This is a genomic window from Pedobacter sp., from assembly GCF_041645105.1.
Lineage (GTDB): Bacteria > Bacteroidota > Bacteroidia > Sphingobacteriales > Sphingobacteriaceae > Pedobacter.
In genome coordinates this window covers 72,641-92,855 of record NZ_JBAZQQ010000011.1, presented here as the reverse complement: position 1 = coordinate 92,855, position 20,215 = coordinate 72,641, and the positions used below count along the sequence as shown (strand labels likewise).

Genomic DNA, 20,215 nt, shown 5'->3' with positions numbered 1-20,215 from the left:
ATGTCGAAACGATCTCTGCTTGTTTTTGTAGTTCTAACTATCATTTACAATTTAGCTTATGCCCAAACCGAAACAGCTATTTTTAAGGGATATCCTGTTGTGGCTCATTCGGATACATTGTTTTTTGTTAAAAATAAACTGGGCTCTTTGTCTGCCGCAGAAAGAGCAGAGAGAACGTCCACAAAAGTTGAAGAATTAGCTGAAGATATGCTTTTTGTACCTGATTCTTTAATTACTGAACGTGATTCAAGTCTGATCGCAGTCGCTTATAAGGGTAATGTGATATTGAGTTTGTCACAGGCAGATGCAGATTCTGTAAAGATGGATAGGGAGGTGATGGCTAAAGCTTACCAGGAAATTATCCTGAATAATATAGATAAATATAAAAAGGAGACTGATGTAACGGAGCTGTTAAAGCGTGCGGCACTTGGTCTTCTAATAATTTCAATATTGGGGATGTGTATATTTTTCCTGAATAAATACTCGAATCGTTTTAATGCCTGGTTAAGGGTTAAGTTACACGCAAAAATTTCAGGCTTTAAAATCAAAAATTATGAGCTGATTAATAGCAGAACTGAAATGCTTATTATTCGTAAGCTGCTTAATCTTATTAAAGTATTCATAATATTTATTCTTGTCTATCTGACTTTGCCTATTGTGTTCAGACTTTTCCCATGGACCAAACCGTGGAGTGATAGTTTGATAGGTTTTGTACTCAACCCCTTGAAAAATATATTTAGCGCAATTATAGCTTTTATTCCTGATTTGATTACCATAGGGGTTGTTGTACTGGTATTTCATTACCTTAAAAAGGCAATTAAATTTCTGGCAACTGAAATAGAATCAGAAAGACTTAATATCAATGGCTTCTATGCTGACTGGGCAAGGCCAACATATAATATAGTTAAACTAGTATTAAATGCTTTTATGATAGTAGTTATATGGCCATTTATACCAGGTTCGGATTCTGGAATATTTAAGGGGGTTTCTGTGTTTTTAGGACTGTTGATTTCCTTTGGTTCTTCATCCGCTATAAGTAATGGGGTAGCAGGAATGGTGATTACTTATATGCGCCCTTTTAAAATAGGAGATATTGTGAAGATTGGTGACACAACAGGAGCAGTTCAGGAAAAGTCATTGTTGGTAACTAGGGTGCTAACCTTTAAAAATGAACTGATTACTATTCCTAATAGTGCTATATTAAGTGGTAATACTGTGAATTATAGTAGTATGGCAAATCAGGATGACTTGATTATCCACACCACTGTCACCTTAGGTTATGACCTTCCATGGAATCAGATTCATGAATTGTTAATTGGTGCAGCAATGGCTTCTGAAGGAGTGATTAAAGAGAAACAGCCTTTTGTATTGCAAACCGGATTGGAAGACTGGTACGTGTGTTATCAGTTGAATGCTTATATCAACAACCCTAAGCGGATGCCAGCTATTTATTCCGAAATTCATAAAAATATTCACATGGCTTTTGATGCAGCAGGGATAGAGATTATGTCGCCACATTACCAGGCTATCAGAGATGGAAACGCAAGTACCTTGCAGAATACAAACTAATATAGCCTATCCTTCACTTATATTTCCATCAGCTGGTTTTGATGTTAATACTATTATAACCCTATTATTGCTCCTACAAGTTCGCTGTCTTACATTTCTATCTGAACTCACGTTATTTAATATTTTGTGAGGTGTGATTGTGTAACAAAGTTATTATTACGACAATTACGACATAAACCGTCATATCGGGACGTCCTGCGACAAGCCGTTTTTTCTTCATCCTACTTTTGGGTTATGAATCAAAAACATAACAGAAGAAAAACTTTTTTTAACATTTTTTTGGATGAATGTCAGGCTTATAGGATGGCGGTATTCAGCTTAATAGCAAAGTCGAATTTAAGAGGGACCTCCTTGCTCTCTCGCTCTGCTTTGTTCGGGAAAATCCAACTCATAGTAATTCCTTACAGAAGCAGTATAAAAATAGTTTAAGAAGGTACTATTCGTCTCCTGACGAATCCCAAAAAAATCTAATAAAAACTTTAAATCAATTAATCATGGCAAGAATAAAGAAGTGGGATATTAGGTCCCATACATGTGGTTTCCTTAAATGATAAAAGGCAGCAAACAGGGAGTATTTAGGAAAGATAAATCCTTTATGATGACGAATTGATCCAGCGGATTTGATAAAATAATATGATGCTTTTATTTTCTGGAAGCAATTTCTTTGCGAATTTTTTTACGTATTCATCTGATACTTCTACAATACGCGCTATTTTTTCATCAGATAAATTCAGTTCTAGTATCAAGTTCTCTACAAAATCGTGATTTTTCCGTGCTTCAGTTTTTTCAGTTCCTTTTTTTATCCCATCCTGATAAAAAGGATCTTTTTCAACTTTAAATTTTGTGATCGTTCCCATAGCTATTTTAAATTCTTTACCCAGTTTACGTAATTGTATTAATCCTCTTAATTGTTCTCTATATCGATTTTTACTTAATGCTCCATTGCCTTGCTCTTCTACTCCCTGTAATATTTTTTTAATCACTTCGACAGGTGCTTCTTCTTCAAAGTTACCAAATATTGCCATCAGTTTCTGTTCTGGTATCGGGGAGTTTAAAAATAGCTTATGGCTATATTGCTGTAATGCAATTAAATGATATTGGAACTGTAAATGCTCTTCATTAATGACATATGGCATGGTTGATTTTGGTCTTGCCAGAAGATCACGTATTGCTTTACCGGAAGTTGATATTTGCGCCGGAGCATTACCCGGTAAGATAGCATTCTGTTATCCATTGCGGGTAAGGTATTCCGTCGTAAAATCTTGTTGTTCTGACATTTTTGCTGGTTAAGGTTTCAACAAAGCTATCATGAAATATAACGGTAATCTACAATTTTAGAAAATCAGAGCAATCTGCAGTTTTTCTTAAGCAAACCTTCATAAAATTTGGAAGATGATATTACCTATAAGTATATGCAAAATATAATTCTTCGAAGTGCCATACAGAATACTGTGGTTGTAAATAAAGGATAAGCATAAAACTTTATGATATGTGGTGAATATTCCTATTTTTGCTCAAAAAATATTTTACATGAAAATAACGCTCTTATCATTTTTCGCAATGATATTTACTTTTGTTGCGAGTGCGCAAGATATATCAGGTCAAAATACTTGGATGGAACATCCAGACTTTATAATCAAAGGGGATGAACTGAAGAATTTCCCTGGTGGACAATTAAGTGAAATGCTAATTGGGAGACTGCCGGGAATAGACCATATCAATACTACGAATTTGGAATCTCAGGTTGTATTTATTGTAGATGGTTTTGTATGGAAAAGCATTGATGCAATTAATATTAATAACATAGAACAGATTGCTTATTACCGCGGAGGTTTAAATGCTAAGCTTGGTATTCAGAACGAAACACCTAATGGAGTAATTTTAATTACTACAAAGACAGCTAAATTGAAGCAGCCGCTAAGGTTAGATGTAAATACGGTATTGGGAAACAACTTTTATAAGAAAGAGTTGGTTAATAAGGAAGACCGCATGCTGCAAAGCTATCATGTGGCTTTATCGGAAGGACTAGATCAATTTTCATGGCGTGTATCTGCTGGATTTAACAGTGGGACCAGAAACATTACAGGTTATGATTTTACCAGACAATTTCAATTGAATGGAGATTTACGGTTTTCACCCTTAAAATGGTTAGATCTTGGATTGAATGCAAATTATGCCCCTGTTAAAGGAAGTCTGGAAATAGGTAATATTCAGCTTGCTAATTCTAGTACAATGAATTCTCATGCTAAAATTAAACACGATGTTTGGAATGGTACATTTTATATGAATGTCAAACCGGTTAAGGGTTTGATAAATGAAATTAAAGTCTTAAAAGGGAAAACAGTCGTTGATCAAGGCTTGAATACTGAAACCTCTCGTTATTATGATACCAGTTATACTGCGGAGTCTCATTCAAACGAATTGAGGAGTGGCAAGTATAAATATTTGTCTTTTCAGGATGATTTAAGTTATTGTTTTAACGTAGATGAAGATAAGATCAGATTTAAAGCTGGAGCAAATTTTCAGTACCATAAATTCAATTCAGATTACGAAGTGGTATCTAAGAGTTTTTTTAATGGACAACAATCAAATTCATTTGAGAATTTAACTAAAAGTTGGCTTGAGTATTACACACTTGTAGGTGATCTTTCTGTTAACTTTTATGATGTTTTGTTCTTAAAAGGTGGTGTTCGTTCAGACAAGTATAAAAAATCATTGACAAAAGCTATTTATGCACCATTTTTCTATGCTGATTTGAATTTTAAACAGGTTTTACTAAAAGATGTAAATGAGGTGAATGAAATTCGCTTGTTTGGATCTTATGGTGAATATCGTTCATTTGTCCCTTTAATTACTGAATCTAACATGATAGGTATTACTGACGAATTCGCTAATATGTTTATCAATGCGAATTTAAATGATGATTTAGATAAAGTAAAAGTGCGGAACTTTGGTCTGAAGACTATATTTTTTGATAGATTAAAGCTCTCAGCTGATTGGTATAAAAATGATAATAATGCCTTTATAAGCGTAAGTATACCTTCGGTTGGTAATGGGTTTGAGACAATGGTGGTTCAAGCTAGAGTAGCATATAGCGGGTGGAGAGTTTGGGGATCAGCAGATGTTTTTAAAAATGCTTTATTTAGGTGGAATACTGGATTGAATTTCTTTAAGAATAAAACTAAAATGGTCTCAGGTAATCAGGTGGACTTGAATTCTAATGTTGATTTTAAACTTGTACTTCAAGCAGGTATGCAACAGCATTTCTCTTATGATAACTTTTCTTTGAATCTAAATGGTAGTGCTTATTTTAATCATCCTGTAATCAGCCCTGATTATTCTGGAAACATGGTTCTATTGCGGAGTGAAAAAGCTACTTTTATCAATTTAAATTATTTATCATTTGGCTATAACTTTAAAGATCAGATTTCCGATAAAAAACTAAAAGATCTGAATATAAGTCTTGTTGCCAGAAACCTGGTTCTAGATAAAAGATATGTAAATGATGTTATTTTATCTAAAACAGTTGGTATTGCTTTAAATGCTAGCTTTTAAAAGGTAAAAATGTTTTATAGCAAAAAGGGGTGCAGTTTTTTAACTGTATCCCTTTTTAATTTTCGAACAGATTTAAGACCTGTTTTTTGTATTCGTCCAAAATTTCGATTCATTATTCCATAAGGTACTAAAATGTGAAAAATAAAAGGTATTTTAGATTTACGGTAACGTAACCGTTTTGTCTCTTAAAAACAATCTTAATTAACGTACTGCGAATTAATCATCTGGATAAAGGATGAAAGAAACAACAGATCTCAATTGACGGGTACGTAACCGAATAATCTATTATTTAATTAAACAAGCATAATTAACCATACAGTGTAAATCTAAATCCCTAAACAAAATGATGAAAACAAAGAATTTTACTGCAACATGTTTCCTTTTCGGGATTCTATTTGCTTTAATCCCAAGAGTAGGTTATGCCCAGGGGCCTCTAAATGTGAGTGGAAAAGTTGTAGATCGAACTAATCAAATTACTTTGCCAGGTGTAAGTATAAAAATAAAAGGAAGCAGTGGCGGTACGTCCAGCGATGTGAACGGAAATTTTCAGATTGCTACAAAATCAACCGATACCTTAGTTTTTTCTTTTATCGGATATCAAAGTAAACAGGTTGGTGTAAATAACCAAACCGATTTAACAGTTCAACTAGAACCCGAATCGAGTAATTTAAATGAGGTTGTGGTAGTAGGTTATGGAACTCAACGTAGGAAAGACATGACAGGAGCGGTATCTTCCATTAAGTCAGAAGATTTGGTAAAGGTAGCTACGCCAAGTTTTACATCTGCTATTCAGGGTAAAATACCTGGTGTATATGTCTCACAAACTTCAGGCGCTCCAGGAGGCTCTTCTTCCGTACGGATCAGAGGCGTTGGTACAACTGGAGGTAACCAACCTTTATATGTGGTTGATGGTTTTCCAATAAGTAGTGGAAGTATGGGAACTGGTCGGAGTTCAGATAAAGTTGATGGCTTATCTGTTATTAATCCTAATGATATCGAATCTATCGAAGTGTTGAAGGATGCAGCATCAGCGGCGATTTATGGCTCAAGGGCGGCGAATGGAGTTATTTTAGTGACCACTAAAAGAGGTAAAGAGGGGCAGGCAAAAGTTAATTTTAACTCTTCACTTGGTATGGCTCAGCTGTGGAAAAAACCTGAGTTTTTAAATGCGGAACAATTTGCAACCTTAGCGAATGAACTTTATACCAATTCAAATATGACGCCCAATCCTGAATGGGCAAATCCTGCTTCTTTTGGAGAAGGTACAAATTGGATTGATCAGGTTTTTAGAAATGCTCCAGTTCAAAATTATGATTTTAGTGCTTCTGGAGGTACAAAGAAATTAAAAGCTGCCGTTTCTCTGGGCTTTCTGGATCAGGAAGGAACCATGATTGAAACAAACTATAAACGCTATACAGGTAGATTTACAGCAGATTTAGCAGCAAGTGATCAATTGTCATTTGGTGGTTCCCTTGCTTATACCATCACACAATCGCAAGGTCAGCAGAACCAGGTAATGAATTATGGTATTTTTAACCTGGCACAGCAATTTTATCCTACGCTTGGTCCTGATGCAGTCATCAATGGTTCTTCCGCTTATTATACCACACAGGGAGATAATCCAGTGCTTCGGGCAAGGTCAATGGACAATCGTTTAAAAAATTCAAGGGTTTTCGGAAATGTGTTTGGTGCTTATGAAATTATCCCTGGATTGAAATTCAGGACAAGTTTGGGTATTGACAACGATAACAATAGAAATACTTCCTGGGAGCCTACCGCAGAACGTGGACATTATAGAAATCTTCAGGCTTATTTAAGTGAAACTGCAGCTGTTGATTTAACCTGGTTAATTGAGAATACACTTTCCTTTAACAAAATTATTGACAAGCATAATATATCGGCTGTTGTTGGACAAACTGCACAAAAAAGTGAAACTGACTGGATTACTGCTGTGGGGAGGGAATTTTCTAATGAGCAATTACAAGTTATTAATGGTAGTAAAACAGATTTGCGAGAAGCAAGTGGTACAAGAGGCGATTATGCCCTGGCTTCTTATCTGGCACGTGTAAATTATAGTTTTAATGATCGTTATTTATTTTCGGTAAGTATCAGAAGAGATGGTTCCTCTAATTTTGGGCCAAATAATAAATGGGGTAATTTCCCATCGGTATCTGCAGGGTGGAACATTTCAGAAGAAAATTTCCTTAAAAAAGTATCTTTTATTAATGCATTGAAAATTAGAGGTAGCTGGGGACAATTGGGTAATGATGCCATAGGTGCCTTCGGTTATTTAAACACCATTAGAAGTGGAACTGCAAGTGATAACTATGTGTTCGGACCAAACCAGGATTTAATTTTAGGAGCCTCTATGTCGAGACCGGGGAACCCTAATTTAAAATGGGAAACTACAGAACAAACAAATATTGGTATAGATGCCTCTTTATTTAATAATTCGGTTTACCTGACAGCCGATTATTATGTTAAGAACACAAAGGATATGTTAGTTAACCTTCCCGTTTCTTATGAAGCTGGTTTTACTACAGCTCCATCTGTAAATGGAGGGGCGGTACAAAACAAAGGTTTTGAATTATTGCTTGGTTACAAAACTGAAGTAGGAGGATTGAAAATTGATGTCAATGGAAATATTTCAACGTTAACCAATGTGGTAACTAGTTTAGGTGTGGGCAGACCAATCAACGGACCAACAATTAACTTTACCAGTATGAGCTCTTCTTATACGGAAGTTGGCCAGCCAATAGGATATTATAGAGGTTATGTGGTAGATGGAATTTATCAGACTAATCAAGAAGTCAATAAAACTTTGCAGCCTAATGCAGTAGCGGGAGATTTTAAGTTTAAAGACATCAATGGCGATAATATTCTATCTGACCTTGATAAAGTGAAATTGGGGACACCATGGCCGGAAATCATGTATGGAATGAACCTGGATTTATCTTATAAAGGGTTTGATTTAAACATATTACTACAGGGTGTAGCCGGAAATGAGATCTTCCATTCTAATAAGTTTTCTATCTATCCAATGAAGTATTTTGGTGGGACAGGAGTTGTGAACAGCTCTATAAATGTTTTAGAAAGGTGGACACCGGGAAGCGGTAAAAATGAAATCCCAGCATTGAAATATGTGGACGCCAATGGGAATTATGCAAATGCTTCTTCTTTTTATGTGGAAAAAGGCGATTATATGAGAGTTAGGAATATTGTTTTGGGTTATAGTTTACCTTCCTCTGTCTTTAACAAATTAAAGTCCTTTAAGAGCCTGAGGTTTTATGTAAGTGCTCAAAACCTGTTCACTTTCACTTCATATTCCGGATTTGACCCTGAAGTCGGTAGTACAAACCCGATTAGGGCAGGAGTTGACGATGGTGTTTACCCAATGCCAAGAACTTTCACCGCAGGTATTAATCTTACGCTATAATATTCAAAAATAATCTTAACGAAAATGAAAACAGGATTTAAATATATAATGCTTTTTATAAGCATAGGCATTTTTTCTTCATGTACCAAAGACTTTCTAACCTTAACACCTAAGGATCAGTTAACGGATGCTAATTTTTTTCAAACTGAAAAAGATGCTCAATCAGCCCTTACCGGTGTTTATGGACAATTACAGCCTAATGAAACTTATGGTGTATCTATAGATGCTGCCGATATTGAGTGGGCTATGAGTGGTGATTTGTATGAAATGGACGGATCTGCAGCGAGGATTGAAATCCATTCCCTGAACTTGCCTGCCAGCAATACAAAAATAAGAGATGTGTACAGTCAAACCTACATTGGAATAAGTCGTGCTAATTTAACGATCTCCAGAGTAAGTAAAATGGAGGGTTTAGCTGATGACGTGAAAGCAAAAATTGTTGCTCAGGCAAAATTTTTAAGGGCTATCTATTATTATCGCCTGGTGAACTATTTCGGTGGTGTTCCTTTAGTGCTGGATGAGCTTGATGCTTCTTCAAACATGGAAATTCCGAGAGCCAGTGCTAAGGATATCTGGGTGCAGGTAGAGAAAGACTTAAATGATGCAATTGCTGTTTTACCTCCAACCTGGCAGGGAAAGGACTTAGGGCGTGCTACCAAAGGTGCGGCTTTAGGTTTTTTAGTGAAAGCTTATTTATGGCAGGAGAAATGGCCCGACGCTGTTAAGGCAAGTGAGGATATCAATGATTTAAAAATCTATGATATTGTACCGAATTTCAGAGATGTATTTTTGGAAACTAATGAAGGAAATGAAGAAATGCTTTTCGCAACTCAGTTTCGTGGAGGAAATGATGGCGAGGGTAGTAACATTGTTTACAGAACAGCACCTCGTGGAGCTCCATCTCAATTTACAGGTTCCGGAGCATGGAGTAATTTTGTTCCACAGGCACATTGGGTAGAAGCATTTGAAAAGGATCAGACTGGCAGAATCAAAGATGATCGTTATTGGAGAGCTATCATTGGTCCAGGAGAACCTCATCAGGATATGGCAGCGTTTGTAATGCCTGTTAATGTTCCTGCCGGTTGGTCTAAATCGGGTTATATTCTCACTAAATATTGGCAAAAAGCAACTATTGGAAATTCTGGCGTAAATGCACCTGTATTGCGCTATGCCGAGGTGGTATTGAATTACGCTGAAGCTTTAAATGAAGTGGGTCGCAGTCAGGATGCCATGATTGAAGTGAATCGTATCCGTAAGCGTGCTAAATTAGATCCAAAACCACTTACCTTGGGTAAAGACGATGTTCTTGATGCTATATTTTATGAAAGAAGAATGGAATTTATCTGGGAATCTGCTGGTGCTTTCTCTGATTTAAATCGCAGAGGTCGTTTCCTGGACTTTATTCGTGACAACAGACCCAATTATTCAACCTTAGATGTGGCGAATAAACCATGGCTTCAAACTAAGCCTATACGTTTGCCAATTCCACGGGAGGCATGGGAAAGAAATAGAGCCCTTGAACAAAATCCTGGGTATACTTTCTAGAATCCATTGCTAATAAAAACGGTCAAGTAAAACCATGTTCTACTTGACCGTTCATTAAGCCGATTCACTTAGGCTTATTCTTTCTTAGTATCTGTATGCTTCAGGTTTAAACGGACCTTCAACAGGAACACCAATATAGTCTGCTTGATGCTGATCTAATACATCCAGTTCAACACCAATTTTAGCCAGGTGTAAACGTGCAACTTTCTCATCTAAATATTTAGGAAGAACATATACTTTGTTCTCATATTTATCAGTGTTTGTCCACAATTCCAATTGCGCTAATGTTTGGTTTGTAAATGAGTTAGACATTACAAAGCTTGGGTGACCAGTTGCACAGCCTAAGTTTACCAAACGGCCTTCAGCCAATAAGATGATATCTTTGCCGTCGATAGTATACTTATCAACCTGAGGTTTGATCTCTACTTTAGTATCACCATAGTTTTTATTTAACCAGGCAACATCAATCTCATTATCAAAGTGACCAATATTACAAACGATAGCTTTGTCTTTCATGGTTTTGAAGTGTTCAGCACGAACGATGTCACAGTTACCAGTAGTGGTTACAATGATATCAGCTTCTTTAACAGCTGTAGCAAATTTCTTTACTTCATATCCTTCCATTGCAGCTTGTAATGCACAGATCGGGTCAATTTCAGAAACAATAACACGTACACCTTGTGAACTTAAAGATTCTGCAGAACCTTTACCAACATCACCATAACCTGCAACAACAGCAACTTTACCAGCCATCATTACGTCAGTTGCACGACGGATCGCATCAACTAATGACTCACGACAACCATATTTGTTGTCAAATTTAGATTTAGTAACAGAATCGTTTACATTAATTGCAGGTAAGTGCAATGTGCCATTTTTCATGCGCTCATATAAACGGTGTACTCCTGTAGTCGTTTCTTCAGATAAACCTTTAATCGCTGGAATCAGCTCAGGGAATTTGTCGAACACCATATTAGTTAAATCGCCGCCATCATCAAGAATCATGTTTAATGGCTGACGCTCTGGTCCGAAGTGTAAAGTTTGTTCAATACACCAGTCGAAGCTCTCTTCGTCTAACCCCTTCCAGGCATAAACCTGAATACCTGCAGCAGCAATTGCAGCAGCGGCATGATCTTGTGTGGAGAAGATATTACATGAAGACCAGGTTACTTCAGCACCTAGTTCTACCAATGTTTCGATTAAAACCGCAGTTTGGATGGTCATGTGTAAACATCCTGCAATGCGTGCACCTTTTAAAGGTTTTGATGGTCCGAATTCTTCGCGTAATGACATCAATCCTGGCATTTCTGCCTCTGCCAATCCGATTTCTTTGCGGCCCCATTCTGCCAGTGAAATGTCCTTAACTTTGTAAGGAACGTAAGTTGTCTCTACTGATGACATATTATTATTTTTTAAGTTTATGAAATCCAAGTTGTTCTAGAACGGGATTTCGTTATGCAAAAGTATGGAATAATCTGATCCTAAAGTAATTTAACGGTAAAAACTAAAGCATAAAGCTGATAACCTTTGATGCTAACTACAAGTGCTGTACATTTGTATATTGAAATAGAAATTAATAAAGAACTAAAGTATATGTATCCAGAATATTTAGTAGAACCGATGCGTGCAGAACTTACTAAAGTAGGTTTTGAAGAATTAAAAACTGCAGAAGATGTGGACAATGCCATCACTGGCAAGGGAACTGTCTTCGTAGTTGTAAACTCTGTATGTGGCTGTGCTGCTGCTAATGCACGTCCGGCAGCGAGACTGGCCGCAGCTAACGAAAAACATCCTGATAAGCTGGTAACAGTATTTGCAGGGATGGAAAAAGAAGCAGTTGATAGAGCAAGAGGGTATATGATGCCTTTTCCACCATCATCACCAGCAATGGCTTTGTTTAAAGATGGTAAATTGGTTCATATGATTGAACGTCATCAAATTGAAGGGCGTCCCGCTCAAATGATCGCTGATAGCTTAATTGGAGCATTTGATCAATACTGCTAATCACAAAAAATAATGACTGGGGCTATCTGAAAAGGTAGCCCTTCTGTTTTTGTTTACTTTTCGGAAATATGGTATAGTACTTTTCTATACAGTTCATCCGGTAAAAATGGTTTGATCACTATGTCATCAATTCCCGCTGCAAACACCCTGTCCTCTATTTCATCAGGCAGGTTTGCAGTTAGTGCAACAATAGGCAAGGTAACACCATTCTGTCGCATTTGCATGCTTGATTTATAGCCGTCCATTACAGGCATGTGCAAATCCATCAATATCAATTTATGCCTGTTTACATCTAATTTATCTAAAGCTTCCTGCCCATTCAATGCAACCTCGATTGTTGCTCCCCAACGTTCCAGATATCTTTGAGCCACTAATACATTCATCAGATTGTCTTCAACAAGCAGGATATGTATTCCTGAAAGAGGTTTGTCACTTTCTGTTGGTAAAAGTTCTTGTTTTTTATGTTCAAGGGTCTTATGGCTTTTTTCAAAAGTCTGTACAAAATAGAACGTAGAACCTTTGCCTACGGTACTAATTACATTTAATGATGAGTTCTGTAATTCAAGTATTCTTTTACAGATAGACAATCCTAAACCTGTACCTCCAAAACCTCTGGAGGTGGAGGAGTCAGCTTGAGTAAACCGTTCGAAAATAATCTTCTGTTTATCTTTAGAAATGCCTATCCCTGTGTCTTTTACTTCAATAGTTAAGGTGACAAATGTTTCTGTTTGTGTGGTTAGATTTACCGCCACTTGTACAAAGCCTTGATTGGTAAATTTTATAGCATTATGAACAAGATTTGTCATCACTTGTGATAATCGGGTAGGGTCACCAAGTAATTTATTGTTCAATCTCTGATCTACATGAAGCATCAGGCCAATTCCTTTATCATTGGCTGCACTTTGCATTCCGGAAACAATGTTACCTGCAATGGAGGCTACATCCATTTCAATTCTTTCGAAGGTAACTTTCCCTGCTTCAATCTTATTCAGATCTAAAATGTCATTAACAATAGAGAGAAGGTTGTTTGCTGAAAAAAGCATCACATCAAGCTGCTCTTTCTGATCGTTTCTCGGGGTGTTTTTTAGCAAAAGATGGCTCATCCCAATCACGGCATTTAGCGGAGTTCTGATTTCATGGCTCATGGTGCTTAAAAACTCACTTTTTGCCCTGAGTCCTTCCTCTGCTTCAATTCTAGACTTCTTGAGATCAAAAGATACTCTGTGAGATAAGATGAGTGATTGAAGAAAGAAAAAACTAATGTATAACACAAAACACAATAGTTGGAATGTTGGAATGAATGACCAATAATTAAGTAAAGTAATTGCAAAGACAGGCATTAATGCAATCGTACTTAATAGCGTGTAAATTGCTCCTGGTCTTTTTCTTTTGTAGGCAATGATATATACATAAGGTATATAAATCAAGCAAGAAGTCATTACGATCAGGAATGGATTGGTTAGCTGCGAAAAGTAATACGGCGATATTATCATACTTGCAACGGAGAAGCCGAAACACAATGATCCAATAGCCCATATAATTATTTTATTTACTTCGCCTGGATATAGGTATCTGGTATATAAAGTAAATAGACTAATTCCTAAAAATAGACTCAAATATTCAAGCCGGATCATTAGGTCCCAACTTACATCTGGAAGTATTGTATGCAGTACATAATTGTCTGTTCCTGCTACTCTATAACTATACACTATAGAGAATAGAGCGAACAATAAAATGGGCTTGTCTCTGTTACCCATCAGGTATAATCCTAAGAAGAAAAGACCACCCATAATCAGGCATCCTGTCAATAAAAGATCAATGGCCTCGGTTTGTTTTCTGTCTAAAATAACCTTATCCTTATTGCCAATCCAGATGTTTTTCTTAATCCCCGCCTTTCTATGGGTAAAGTTTGAAACCTGCAATACGAGGTTTAATGTATCTGCGCCACCTGGCACATCTATTGTTTTATGTTCCCAATATGGAATGAAGTTATCGGCAACAGTACTAACTTTTCCATTTTTTCCCACTAAACGCCCATTCACGTATAGTTTGTATGCTGAATAAACATCTGGCATAGCAATTTTTAAAGACTGTCGTGATTTTGGTAATATAACTTTGACAGAATAAGTACCATAACCAAATGCAGGTAAGCTTTTCCCATTTTTTTTATCTGTCCAGCTGTAAGGAAAGTCTACCAGTTCAGCATTACCATTTTCTATATTTTTAGGATCTAACAGTTGGTTCCAGTAAAATAACCATTCGCCCTTAAGAGGGATTTTGTTCTCTAAATTTTGTTCGCGAAGATCTATTACCCCATTTTTTGCGACAGGGATTTCTACATTAGAATTTGCAAATACACAACTTGTAAAGCAGCATAGCATTAGCCATACGCTATAAAAACACTTACTTAACTCCATTAAGAATATTAAAATACTTAATTAACGGTGTAGGGTTAATCGATTAATGATTTTAATTTTTGCGCTAATATATGTTAATTAACAAGTTAATAGCAAAAAATTAGAAGTCCTTATTTAATAATTTTTCTAATTCTCCGAATGAAACATTCATTCGCACTCTTCCTTGTTTGGCATAGGCAATTTCTCCTGTCTCTTCTGAAATTATAACTGCTACAGCATCAGCGGTTTCTGAAATGCCTATACCTGCACGATGGCGGAGGCCAAATTGCGGAGGTAGTTTATCATTATCAGTTAGAGGAAGAATGCAGCTGGCACTTTTAATTTTATTTTCTGCAATAACTACAGCACCATCATGAAGTGGACTGTACTTTTGAAAAATACTTTCAAGTAATCGTTTTGATATTTTAGAATCGATTAGCTCGCAGCTATTCGCAAATAGCTGATCATCATAGAACTTAACAAATACAATCAAAGCACCTGTTCTGGTCTTTTTCATGCTTTTACAAGCATCAATGATAGGTTTAATTCTGATCAGGTTATTTTGTTCAATATTCTTGCTGCCAAATAAATAACCCCACCAGGCTTTGTTTTGTTGTAAAAATGTATTTTTTCCAATTAATAGGAGGAATCGCCTGATTTCCGGTTGGAATATAACAATCAAGGCAATAATCCCTACATTCATGAACTGATTTAGGATATTCGAAAGCAGCTTCATGTTAAGGGCAGCAACAACCCAGTATATTACCAGGATAATAACCATTCCCAATAATAGGTTTACAGCCAGCGTGTTTTTAATCAGGTTGTAAATGTAATATATGATCAGTGCAACCAGAATGATATCTACTGCATCTGTAACTGTTATTTTTAAGAAATCAAATTCTAATGTTTTCACCTGTGTTTTATTATGCTGTCTATAAAATCAGCTTTATTTTCTTAATGCCAAGTTAGGAAATTTAGCCATATTATTGGTGTTGCATCTTTGTAACCAATGCAATGCATTCTACTGCTGCTTTTACATCATGGACTCTTAAAATATTGGCCCCTTTTAATAGCGCGATGGTGTTTAGGGTTGTTGTTCCATTTAATGCTTGTTCCGGGCCACCACCAAGGAATTTATAAATCATTGATTTTCTTGATAATCCGGCAAGAACAGGAAGTTCAAGGATATCAAGGTCAGTCATGTGCTTTAATACTTCGTAATTCTGTTCAAGGGTTTTTGCAAAACCAAATCCTGGATCCAGAATAATATCGTTCACTCCTGATTTTTTTAATTCATCCACTTTAACCGAAAAATAACTAATCATATTCAGCATCAAATGATCATAATCTGTATGCTGTTGCATGGTTTGTGGTGTCCCTCTCATATGCATCATAATATATGGAACTTTTAAATCTGCTACAGTCTGAAACATAGCTTCATCCATATTACCAGCAGCAATATCATTTATAATATGTGCCCCTGCTTCAATTGCATAACGGGCTACTTCAGCGCGAAAAGTGTCAATCGAAATCAAGACATCTGGATAGTTTTTTGCAATGGACTCCATTACGGGCACAATCCTGTCAATTTCTTGTTGTGCGGTCACATCAATTGCACCTGGTCTAGAAGAATATGCCCCAATATCTATGAATTTACCGCCTTCACTGATTATGGTTTCAGCGCGTTGTAAAGCCAGTTCTAATGAACTGATACGGCTATTGCTGTAAAATGAATCATCGGTAAGATTAAGTATTCCCATCACAGATGGACTGCTCAAATCAACGATTCGGCCTTTAACGTTTAGTGTGGTCTTTCGGTTTAAAAATGTATCTTTAGCCATTGTTTTAATGCAAACTTAGATAAAAAAGGACTGGTATTAAAACGGGTTTTAACTTATTATATTAATTGTTTTGGCAACAAATACATCTCAGGAATTCGACGCTGTTATAGCGGTTTGTAAATCGCTTTTTTTAAAGAAAACAAAAGATTATGGTACGGCATGGCGCATATTAAGACCAGCGTCTATTACTGACCAGATTTTTATCAAAGCTCAGCGCATTCGTACGTTGGAAGAAAAGAAAATCTCTAAAGTAGGGGAAGGAATTATTCCTGAATATATCGGCATTATAAATTATTGTATAATAGCAATGATGCAACTGGAACTGAATGAAAGTGACCCGCTGGAAATGGAATTGAAAGCGGTGGAAGCAAAATATGAGGAACTGGTAAACGAAAACAAGGAACTTATGTTCAATAAAAACCACGATTATGGAGAAGCATGGCGGGATATGAGGATTAGCTCATTAACGGACCTCATCCTGATGAAGGTATTTAGAGTGAAACAGATTGAAGATAATATGGGACAAACAATTGCGTCTGAAGGGGTGAAAGCGAATTATCAGGATATGCTGAATTATTCAGTGTTTGCATTGATTAAATTGGAAGTACAGTAATGAAGAAGATCGCGTTAAACTTTTCAAGGATATTTGTTGGGATCCTTTTTATATTCTCGGGATTAATTAAAGCTAATGATCCACTTGGTTTCGGTTACAAATTGCAGGAGTATTTTGAGGTATTCCGCATGTCGTTCCTGGGCGAATTTGCTACAGGTATTGCTGTATTACTTTGTGTATTGGAGATTGTACTTGGCGCTTTACTGCTATTTGGCTTTTGGAGTAAAAAGGTTACAGGCGGATTATTGCTTGTAATTATATTTTTTACTTTTTTAACTTTTGTATCTGCTGCATTTAAAGTGGTGACTTCTTGTGGTTGTTTTGGGGATGCTATTCCTTTAACTCCATGGCAGTCGTTTTCTAAAGATCTGGTTTTACTGGTCCTGATCATTTATCTGTTTATGCAACATAAGTTGATCAAGCCGCTTACAGAAAATTCTAAGTTACAATCTGCATTATTAATTATTGTGACGCTGGCATCAACATTATTTGGTATCTACACCTATAGTACACTTCCAGTTATTGACTTCTTACCTTATAAAGTTGGAGCAAATCTACCTCAATTGATGAAAATTCCTGAAGGAGAAAAAGGGGATGAGTATGCAATCATGTATAACATGCACAACAAAACAACTAATGAGAAAAAGGTGATGAGCGATAAAGATTACCTGAAAACCGAAATCTGGAAAGATGAAAAATGGGAGATTGTAGGTGAACCAGAGAAAGTACTTGTAAAAAAAGGATATACGCCTAAAATTATGGACTTGATGATTAGTGATGCATCGGGAACAGATTATACCAAGGAATTGATAGAAAATCCATATTACAACCTGGTTATAGTAGCCTATAATCTTAAGGATGTAAATGAGAATGCTATTGCTAAGATTAATGCAATTGCTTTAAATGCAACGGAACAATTTAATATCAGAACGGTTTTACTTACTTCAAATTCAGCGAGTGATGCTGATGAGTTTAGTAAACGGATGAAGTTGTTTGCAGAGGTTTTTTATGCTGATGCAGTACCATTAAAGAGCATGGTTAGATCAAATCCTGGAGTGTTGTTGCTTAAAAATGGTGTAGTTATCAATAAATGGCATTTCAATACGATGCCAACTTTTGATAAATTGACTGATCAATATTTTAGTAAATAAATATGCTGCAATACGCCATTAAAAAGATCTTGTATGGATTTGCCGTAATGGCTGGCGTAATTGTAGTGGTGTTTATTTTGTTTAACATCCTGCCGGGTGATCCGGCAAGGATGACAATGGGACAACGGGCTGATGTTTCTTCTCTTGAGGCAGTAAGAAAGGAGTTTGGACTAGATAAGTCTAAGCCTACGCAGTTCTTTCTTTATCTTAATGATCTTTCTCCGATTGGTTATCATGAAGATACTGTAACCGATAAGGAGAAATACAACTATTTAAAGCTGATTGCTGTTGGCGATCATGTACTGGCCCTTAAATGGCCTTACCTAAGGAGATCTTATCAAACGAAAAGGGATGTTACAACTATTCTTTCTGAGACGGTTCCCAATACCTTTATCCTGGCTTTTACTGCAATGGTATTTGCAACGGTTATAGGTGTCTTTTTAGGCGTAATATCAGCAGTAAATAAGGATACCTGGATTGATAAAGCGGCCAACTCCTTTGCTATATTAGGAATTTCAGCACCTTCTTTTTTTGCAGGAATTATCATAGCCTGGCTTTTTGGTTTTGTTTTAAGTGATTATACAGGTCTTAATATGTCAGGTAGTCTGTATAGTTATGATCCATTTAAAGGAGAAATTATGACCTGGAAAAACTTATGGCTTCCCATGGTTACACTAGGCTTAAGGCCACTAGCAATTATAGTGCAGTTAACGCGTAGTGCTATGTTAGATGTGCTGGCTCAGGATTATATCCGAACGGCCAAGGCGAAAGGCTTGAGCCGTAACGTAATTATTTATAAACATGCATTAAAAAATGCTTTGAATCCTGTTATTACAGCTATATCAGGTTGGTTTGCTTCTTTATTGGCAGGGTCATTTTTTGTAGAATACATTTTTGGCTATAACGGACTTGGGCGTACTACTGTAAATGCACTGGAAATGTCTGATTTTCCTGTTGTTATGGGCTCTATTCTTTTTATAGCCTTTATATTTGTGATAATTAATATTTTGGTTGATATATTATATGCCTTTGCAGATCCAAGGGTAAAACTTGCATAAATGATGAGAATATTTCTGATAGGCTTTATGGGCTGCGGGAAAAGTACAATGGGCAAAAAGCTTGCTCAAAAGTTGGGGTATACATTTGTTGATCTTGATCATGAGATAGAAAAAAGTCTTGGAAGCACAATAGGTGCATATTTTGCTAGTCATGGTGAGGATGCATTCAGGGAATTGGAAAGTGAAACGTTAAAGACTTTTGATTATCCGGCGAATGCTGTAATAGCAACAGGTGGTGGGGCTCCTTGCTTTTTCGATAACATGGACTGGATGAATGAAAATGGCTTATCCTTATACATAGAAATGTCTCCTGCAGCCTTAGCAAAGCGCCTGGAAAGTGGAAAAGATAAACGGCCATTGCTTAAAGATCTGACTGAAGCACAGATGATCGAGTTTATTGAGAACAAACTCAATGAACGCAACGTGTTTTATCAACGTGCATTGCTTAAGATAAATGGCATAAACCTCACCGCTGATGCGATGAGGGCAGCAGTTTTAAGCTGGCAATAAAGTCTATGACTAGCTTAATTTATCTATAGATATTTGGTCTTTTCTTCATAGCCTGATCTACGGAGAGCGGACCAGAGCCCACTACCCAGAACAAGACGAGTAGCAATAAAACAAGGATTGAAAGCCATAACTCATTGTTAAGGACTGAGAACCCTCTTGAAAGGTTTACAAAAAATACAGCAATGATCAATATTGGAATCTGTATTACAGCAGCAAAACGCGTAAGTAGGCCAATAGTGATTAAAATACCTCCTACAAGATGTATAAAGCCAACAATATGCAGTCCAAGGCTAGACATTAATCCCGAGAAAGCATAAGTGTTGTTTTGTAATAACATGTCTTGTAATGCAGCTGTATTGCTTACGATGGCAATGCCTTTGCTAAAGATAAGTATGCCTAATACGATGCGTATCACATCAAGCCATTTGGTACGATGAACGTCACCCCAGTGCTCAATTTTTTGAATAACTGTCATATAGAATGCCTTCTTTTTAATGAAGTCCTCTATTAAAGTTAATGAAAAGCTATGAAAAAAAC

15 protein-coding genes are annotated in these 20,215 nt (G+C 36.5%); 9 read left to right on the top strand and 6 right to left on the bottom strand.

All coding sequences use genetic code 11. The features are described from left to right. The gene (locus WC623_RS23630) at positions 1-1,569 is read left to right on the top strand and encodes a mechanosensitive ion channel family protein (protein WP_372855826.1); all 1,569 of its coding nucleotides are present in this window, start codon (positions 1-3) and stop codon (positions 1,567-1,569) included. A 593-nt stretch (positions 1,570-2,162) separates the two neighbouring features. Here the strand turns inward: WC623_RS23630 and WC623_RS23625 are convergent. After that, entirely contained in the window at positions 2,163-2,594 is a 432-nt protein-coding gene (locus WC623_RS23625; RefSeq protein ID WP_372855824.1) for a hypothetical protein, read from the bottom strand. A gap of 505 nt (positions 2,595-3,099) precedes the next feature. Here WC623_RS23625 and WC623_RS23620 point away from each other — a divergent pair. From WC623_RS23620 to WC623_RS23610, 3 genes are all read left to right on the top strand, one after another. Further along, positions 3,100-5,124, top strand: a complete 2,025-nt coding sequence (locus tag WC623_RS23620; protein ID WP_372855822.1) for a hypothetical protein — start codon at positions 3,100-3,102, stop codon at positions 5,122-5,124. A 343-nt stretch (positions 5,125-5,467) separates the two neighbouring features. After that, on the top strand, positions 5,468-8,560 hold the full coding sequence (locus tag WC623_RS23615; RefSeq protein ID WP_372855820.1) for a SusC/RagA family TonB-linked outer membrane protein: 3,093 nt from the start codon (positions 5,468-5,470) through the stop codon (positions 8,558-8,560). 24 nt (positions 8,561-8,584) lie between these two features. Then, a complete protein-coding gene (locus WC623_RS23610) occupies positions 8,585-10,105 on the top strand; it encodes a RagB/SusD family nutrient uptake outer membrane protein (RefSeq protein WP_372855818.1) in 1,521 nt (506 codons plus the stop codon). Positions 10,106-10,189: 84 nt separating this feature from the next. On the opposite strand, the gene ahcY is transcribed toward WC623_RS23610, so the two are convergent. Further along, positions 10,190-11,506 carry an adenosylhomocysteinase gene (gene ahcY / locus WC623_RS23605; protein WP_349786481.1) on the bottom strand — a complete coding sequence of 439 codons (1,317 nt, stop codon included), beginning with the start codon at positions 11,504-11,506 and terminating at the stop codon, positions 10,190-10,192. A gap of 192 nt (positions 11,507-11,698) precedes the next feature. On the opposite strand from ahcY, the gene WC623_RS23600 reads away from it, so the two are divergent. After that, complete coding sequence (locus WC623_RS23600) at positions 11,699-12,109, top strand: BrxA/BrxB family bacilliredoxin (RefSeq protein WP_372855885.1); 411 nt, start codon at positions 11,699-11,701, stop codon at positions 12,107-12,109. Positions 12,110-12,162: 53 nt separating this feature from the next. Here WC623_RS23600 and WC623_RS23595 read toward each other — a convergent pair whose 3' ends face one another. The 3 genes from WC623_RS23595 to folP form a co-directional block, all read right to left on the bottom strand. Continuing rightward, the gene (locus WC623_RS23595; protein WP_372855816.1) at positions 12,163-14,526 is read right to left on the bottom strand and encodes an ATP-binding protein; all 2,364 of its coding nucleotides are present in this window, start codon (positions 14,524-14,526) and stop codon (positions 12,163-12,165) included. 100 nt (positions 14,527-14,626) lie between these two features. Then, complete coding sequence (cdaA, locus tag WC623_RS23590) at positions 14,627-15,418, bottom strand: diadenylate cyclase CdaA (RefSeq protein ID WP_349786478.1); 792 nt, start codon at positions 15,416-15,418, stop codon at positions 14,627-14,629. 70 nt (positions 15,419-15,488) lie between these two features. Beyond that, positions 15,489-16,346: a dihydropteroate synthase gene (gene folP, locus WC623_RS23585; protein ID WP_372855814.1), complete on the bottom strand. Its 858-nt coding sequence runs from the start codon at positions 16,344-16,346 to the stop codon at positions 15,489-15,491. A 70-nt stretch (positions 16,347-16,416) separates the two neighbouring features. On the opposite strand from folP, the gene WC623_RS23580 reads away from it, so the two are divergent. The 4 genes from WC623_RS23580 to WC623_RS23565 are packed head-to-tail and all read left to right on the top strand — an operon-like array spanning position 16,417 to position 19,678. Continuing rightward, positions 16,417-16,959: a DUF1599 domain-containing protein gene (locus WC623_RS23580; protein ID WP_372855812.1), complete on the top strand. Its 543-nt coding sequence runs from the start codon at positions 16,417-16,419 to the stop codon at positions 16,957-16,959. Next, positions 16,959-18,110, top strand: a complete 1,152-nt coding sequence (locus WC623_RS23575; protein ID WP_372855810.1) for a BT_3928 family protein — start codon at positions 16,959-16,961, stop codon at positions 18,108-18,110. The genes WC623_RS23580 and WC623_RS23575 overlap by 1 nt, the downstream gene beginning before the upstream one ends. Before the next feature lie 2 nt (positions 18,111-18,112). Next, the gene (locus WC623_RS23570; RefSeq protein WP_372855808.1) at positions 18,113-19,168 is read left to right on the top strand and encodes an ABC transporter permease; all 1,056 of its coding nucleotides are present in this window, start codon (positions 18,113-18,115) and stop codon (positions 19,166-19,168) included. Continuing rightward, complete coding sequence (locus WC623_RS23565) at positions 19,169-19,678, top strand: shikimate kinase (RefSeq protein ID WP_372855806.1); 510 nt, start codon at positions 19,169-19,171, stop codon at positions 19,676-19,678. It abuts the gene before it with no gap. A 19-nt stretch (positions 19,679-19,697) separates the two neighbouring features. Here WC623_RS23565 and WC623_RS23560 read toward each other — a convergent pair whose 3' ends face one another. After that, a complete protein-coding gene (locus tag WC623_RS23560) occupies positions 19,698-20,153 on the bottom strand; it encodes a DoxX family protein (protein ID WP_372855804.1) in 456 nt (151 codons plus the stop codon). Between the last annotated feature and the right edge of the window lie 62 nt (positions 20,154-20,215).

What these genes read in the sequence shown, in the direction of transcription:
- WC623_RS23630 (WP_372855826.1), top strand. Translation starts at nt 1, where the DNA reads ATGTCGAAACGATCTCTGCTTGTTTTTGTAGTTCTAACTATCATTTAC.
- WC623_RS23625 (WP_372855824.1), bottom strand. Translation starts at nt 2,594, where the DNA reads ATGGCAATATTTGGTAACTTTGAAGAAGAAGCACCTGTCGAAGTGATT.
- WC623_RS23620 (WP_372855822.1), top strand. Translation starts at nt 3,100, where the DNA reads ATGAAAATAACGCTCTTATCATTTTTCGCAATGATATTTACTTTTGTT.
- WC623_RS23615 (WP_372855820.1), top strand. Translation starts at nt 5,468, where the DNA reads ATGATGAAAACAAAGAATTTTACTGCAACATGTTTCCTTTTCGGGATT.
- WC623_RS23610 (WP_372855818.1), top strand. Translation starts at nt 8,585, where the DNA reads ATGAAAACAGGATTTAAATATATAATGCTTTTTATAAGCATAGGCATT.
- ahcY (WP_349786481.1), bottom strand. Translation starts at nt 11,506, where the DNA reads ATGTCATCAGTAGAGACAACTTACGTTCCTTACAAAGTTAAGGACATT.
- WC623_RS23600 (WP_372855885.1), top strand. Translation starts at nt 11,699, where the DNA reads ATGTATCCAGAATATTTAGTAGAACCGATGCGTGCAGAACTTACTAAA.
- WC623_RS23595 (WP_372855816.1), bottom strand. Translation starts at nt 14,526, where the DNA reads ATGGAGTTAAGTAAGTGTTTTTATAGCGTATGGCTAATGCTATGCTGC.
- folP (WP_372855814.1), bottom strand. Translation starts at nt 16,346, where the DNA reads ATGGCTAAAGATACATTTTTAAACCGAAAGACCACACTAAACGTTAAA.
- WC623_RS23575 (WP_372855810.1), top strand. Translation starts at nt 16,959, where the DNA reads ATGAAGAAGATCGCGTTAAACTTTTCAAGGATATTTGTTGGGATCCTT.
- WC623_RS23570 (WP_372855808.1), top strand. Translation starts at nt 18,113, where the DNA reads ATGCTGCAATACGCCATTAAAAAGATCTTGTATGGATTTGCCGTAATG.
- WC623_RS23565 (WP_372855806.1), top strand. Translation starts at nt 19,169, where the DNA reads ATGATGAGAATATTTCTGATAGGCTTTATGGGCTGCGGGAAAAGTACA.
- WC623_RS23560 (WP_372855804.1), bottom strand. Translation starts at nt 20,153, where the DNA reads ATGACAGTTATTCAAAAAATTGAGCACTGGGGTGACGTTCATCGTACC.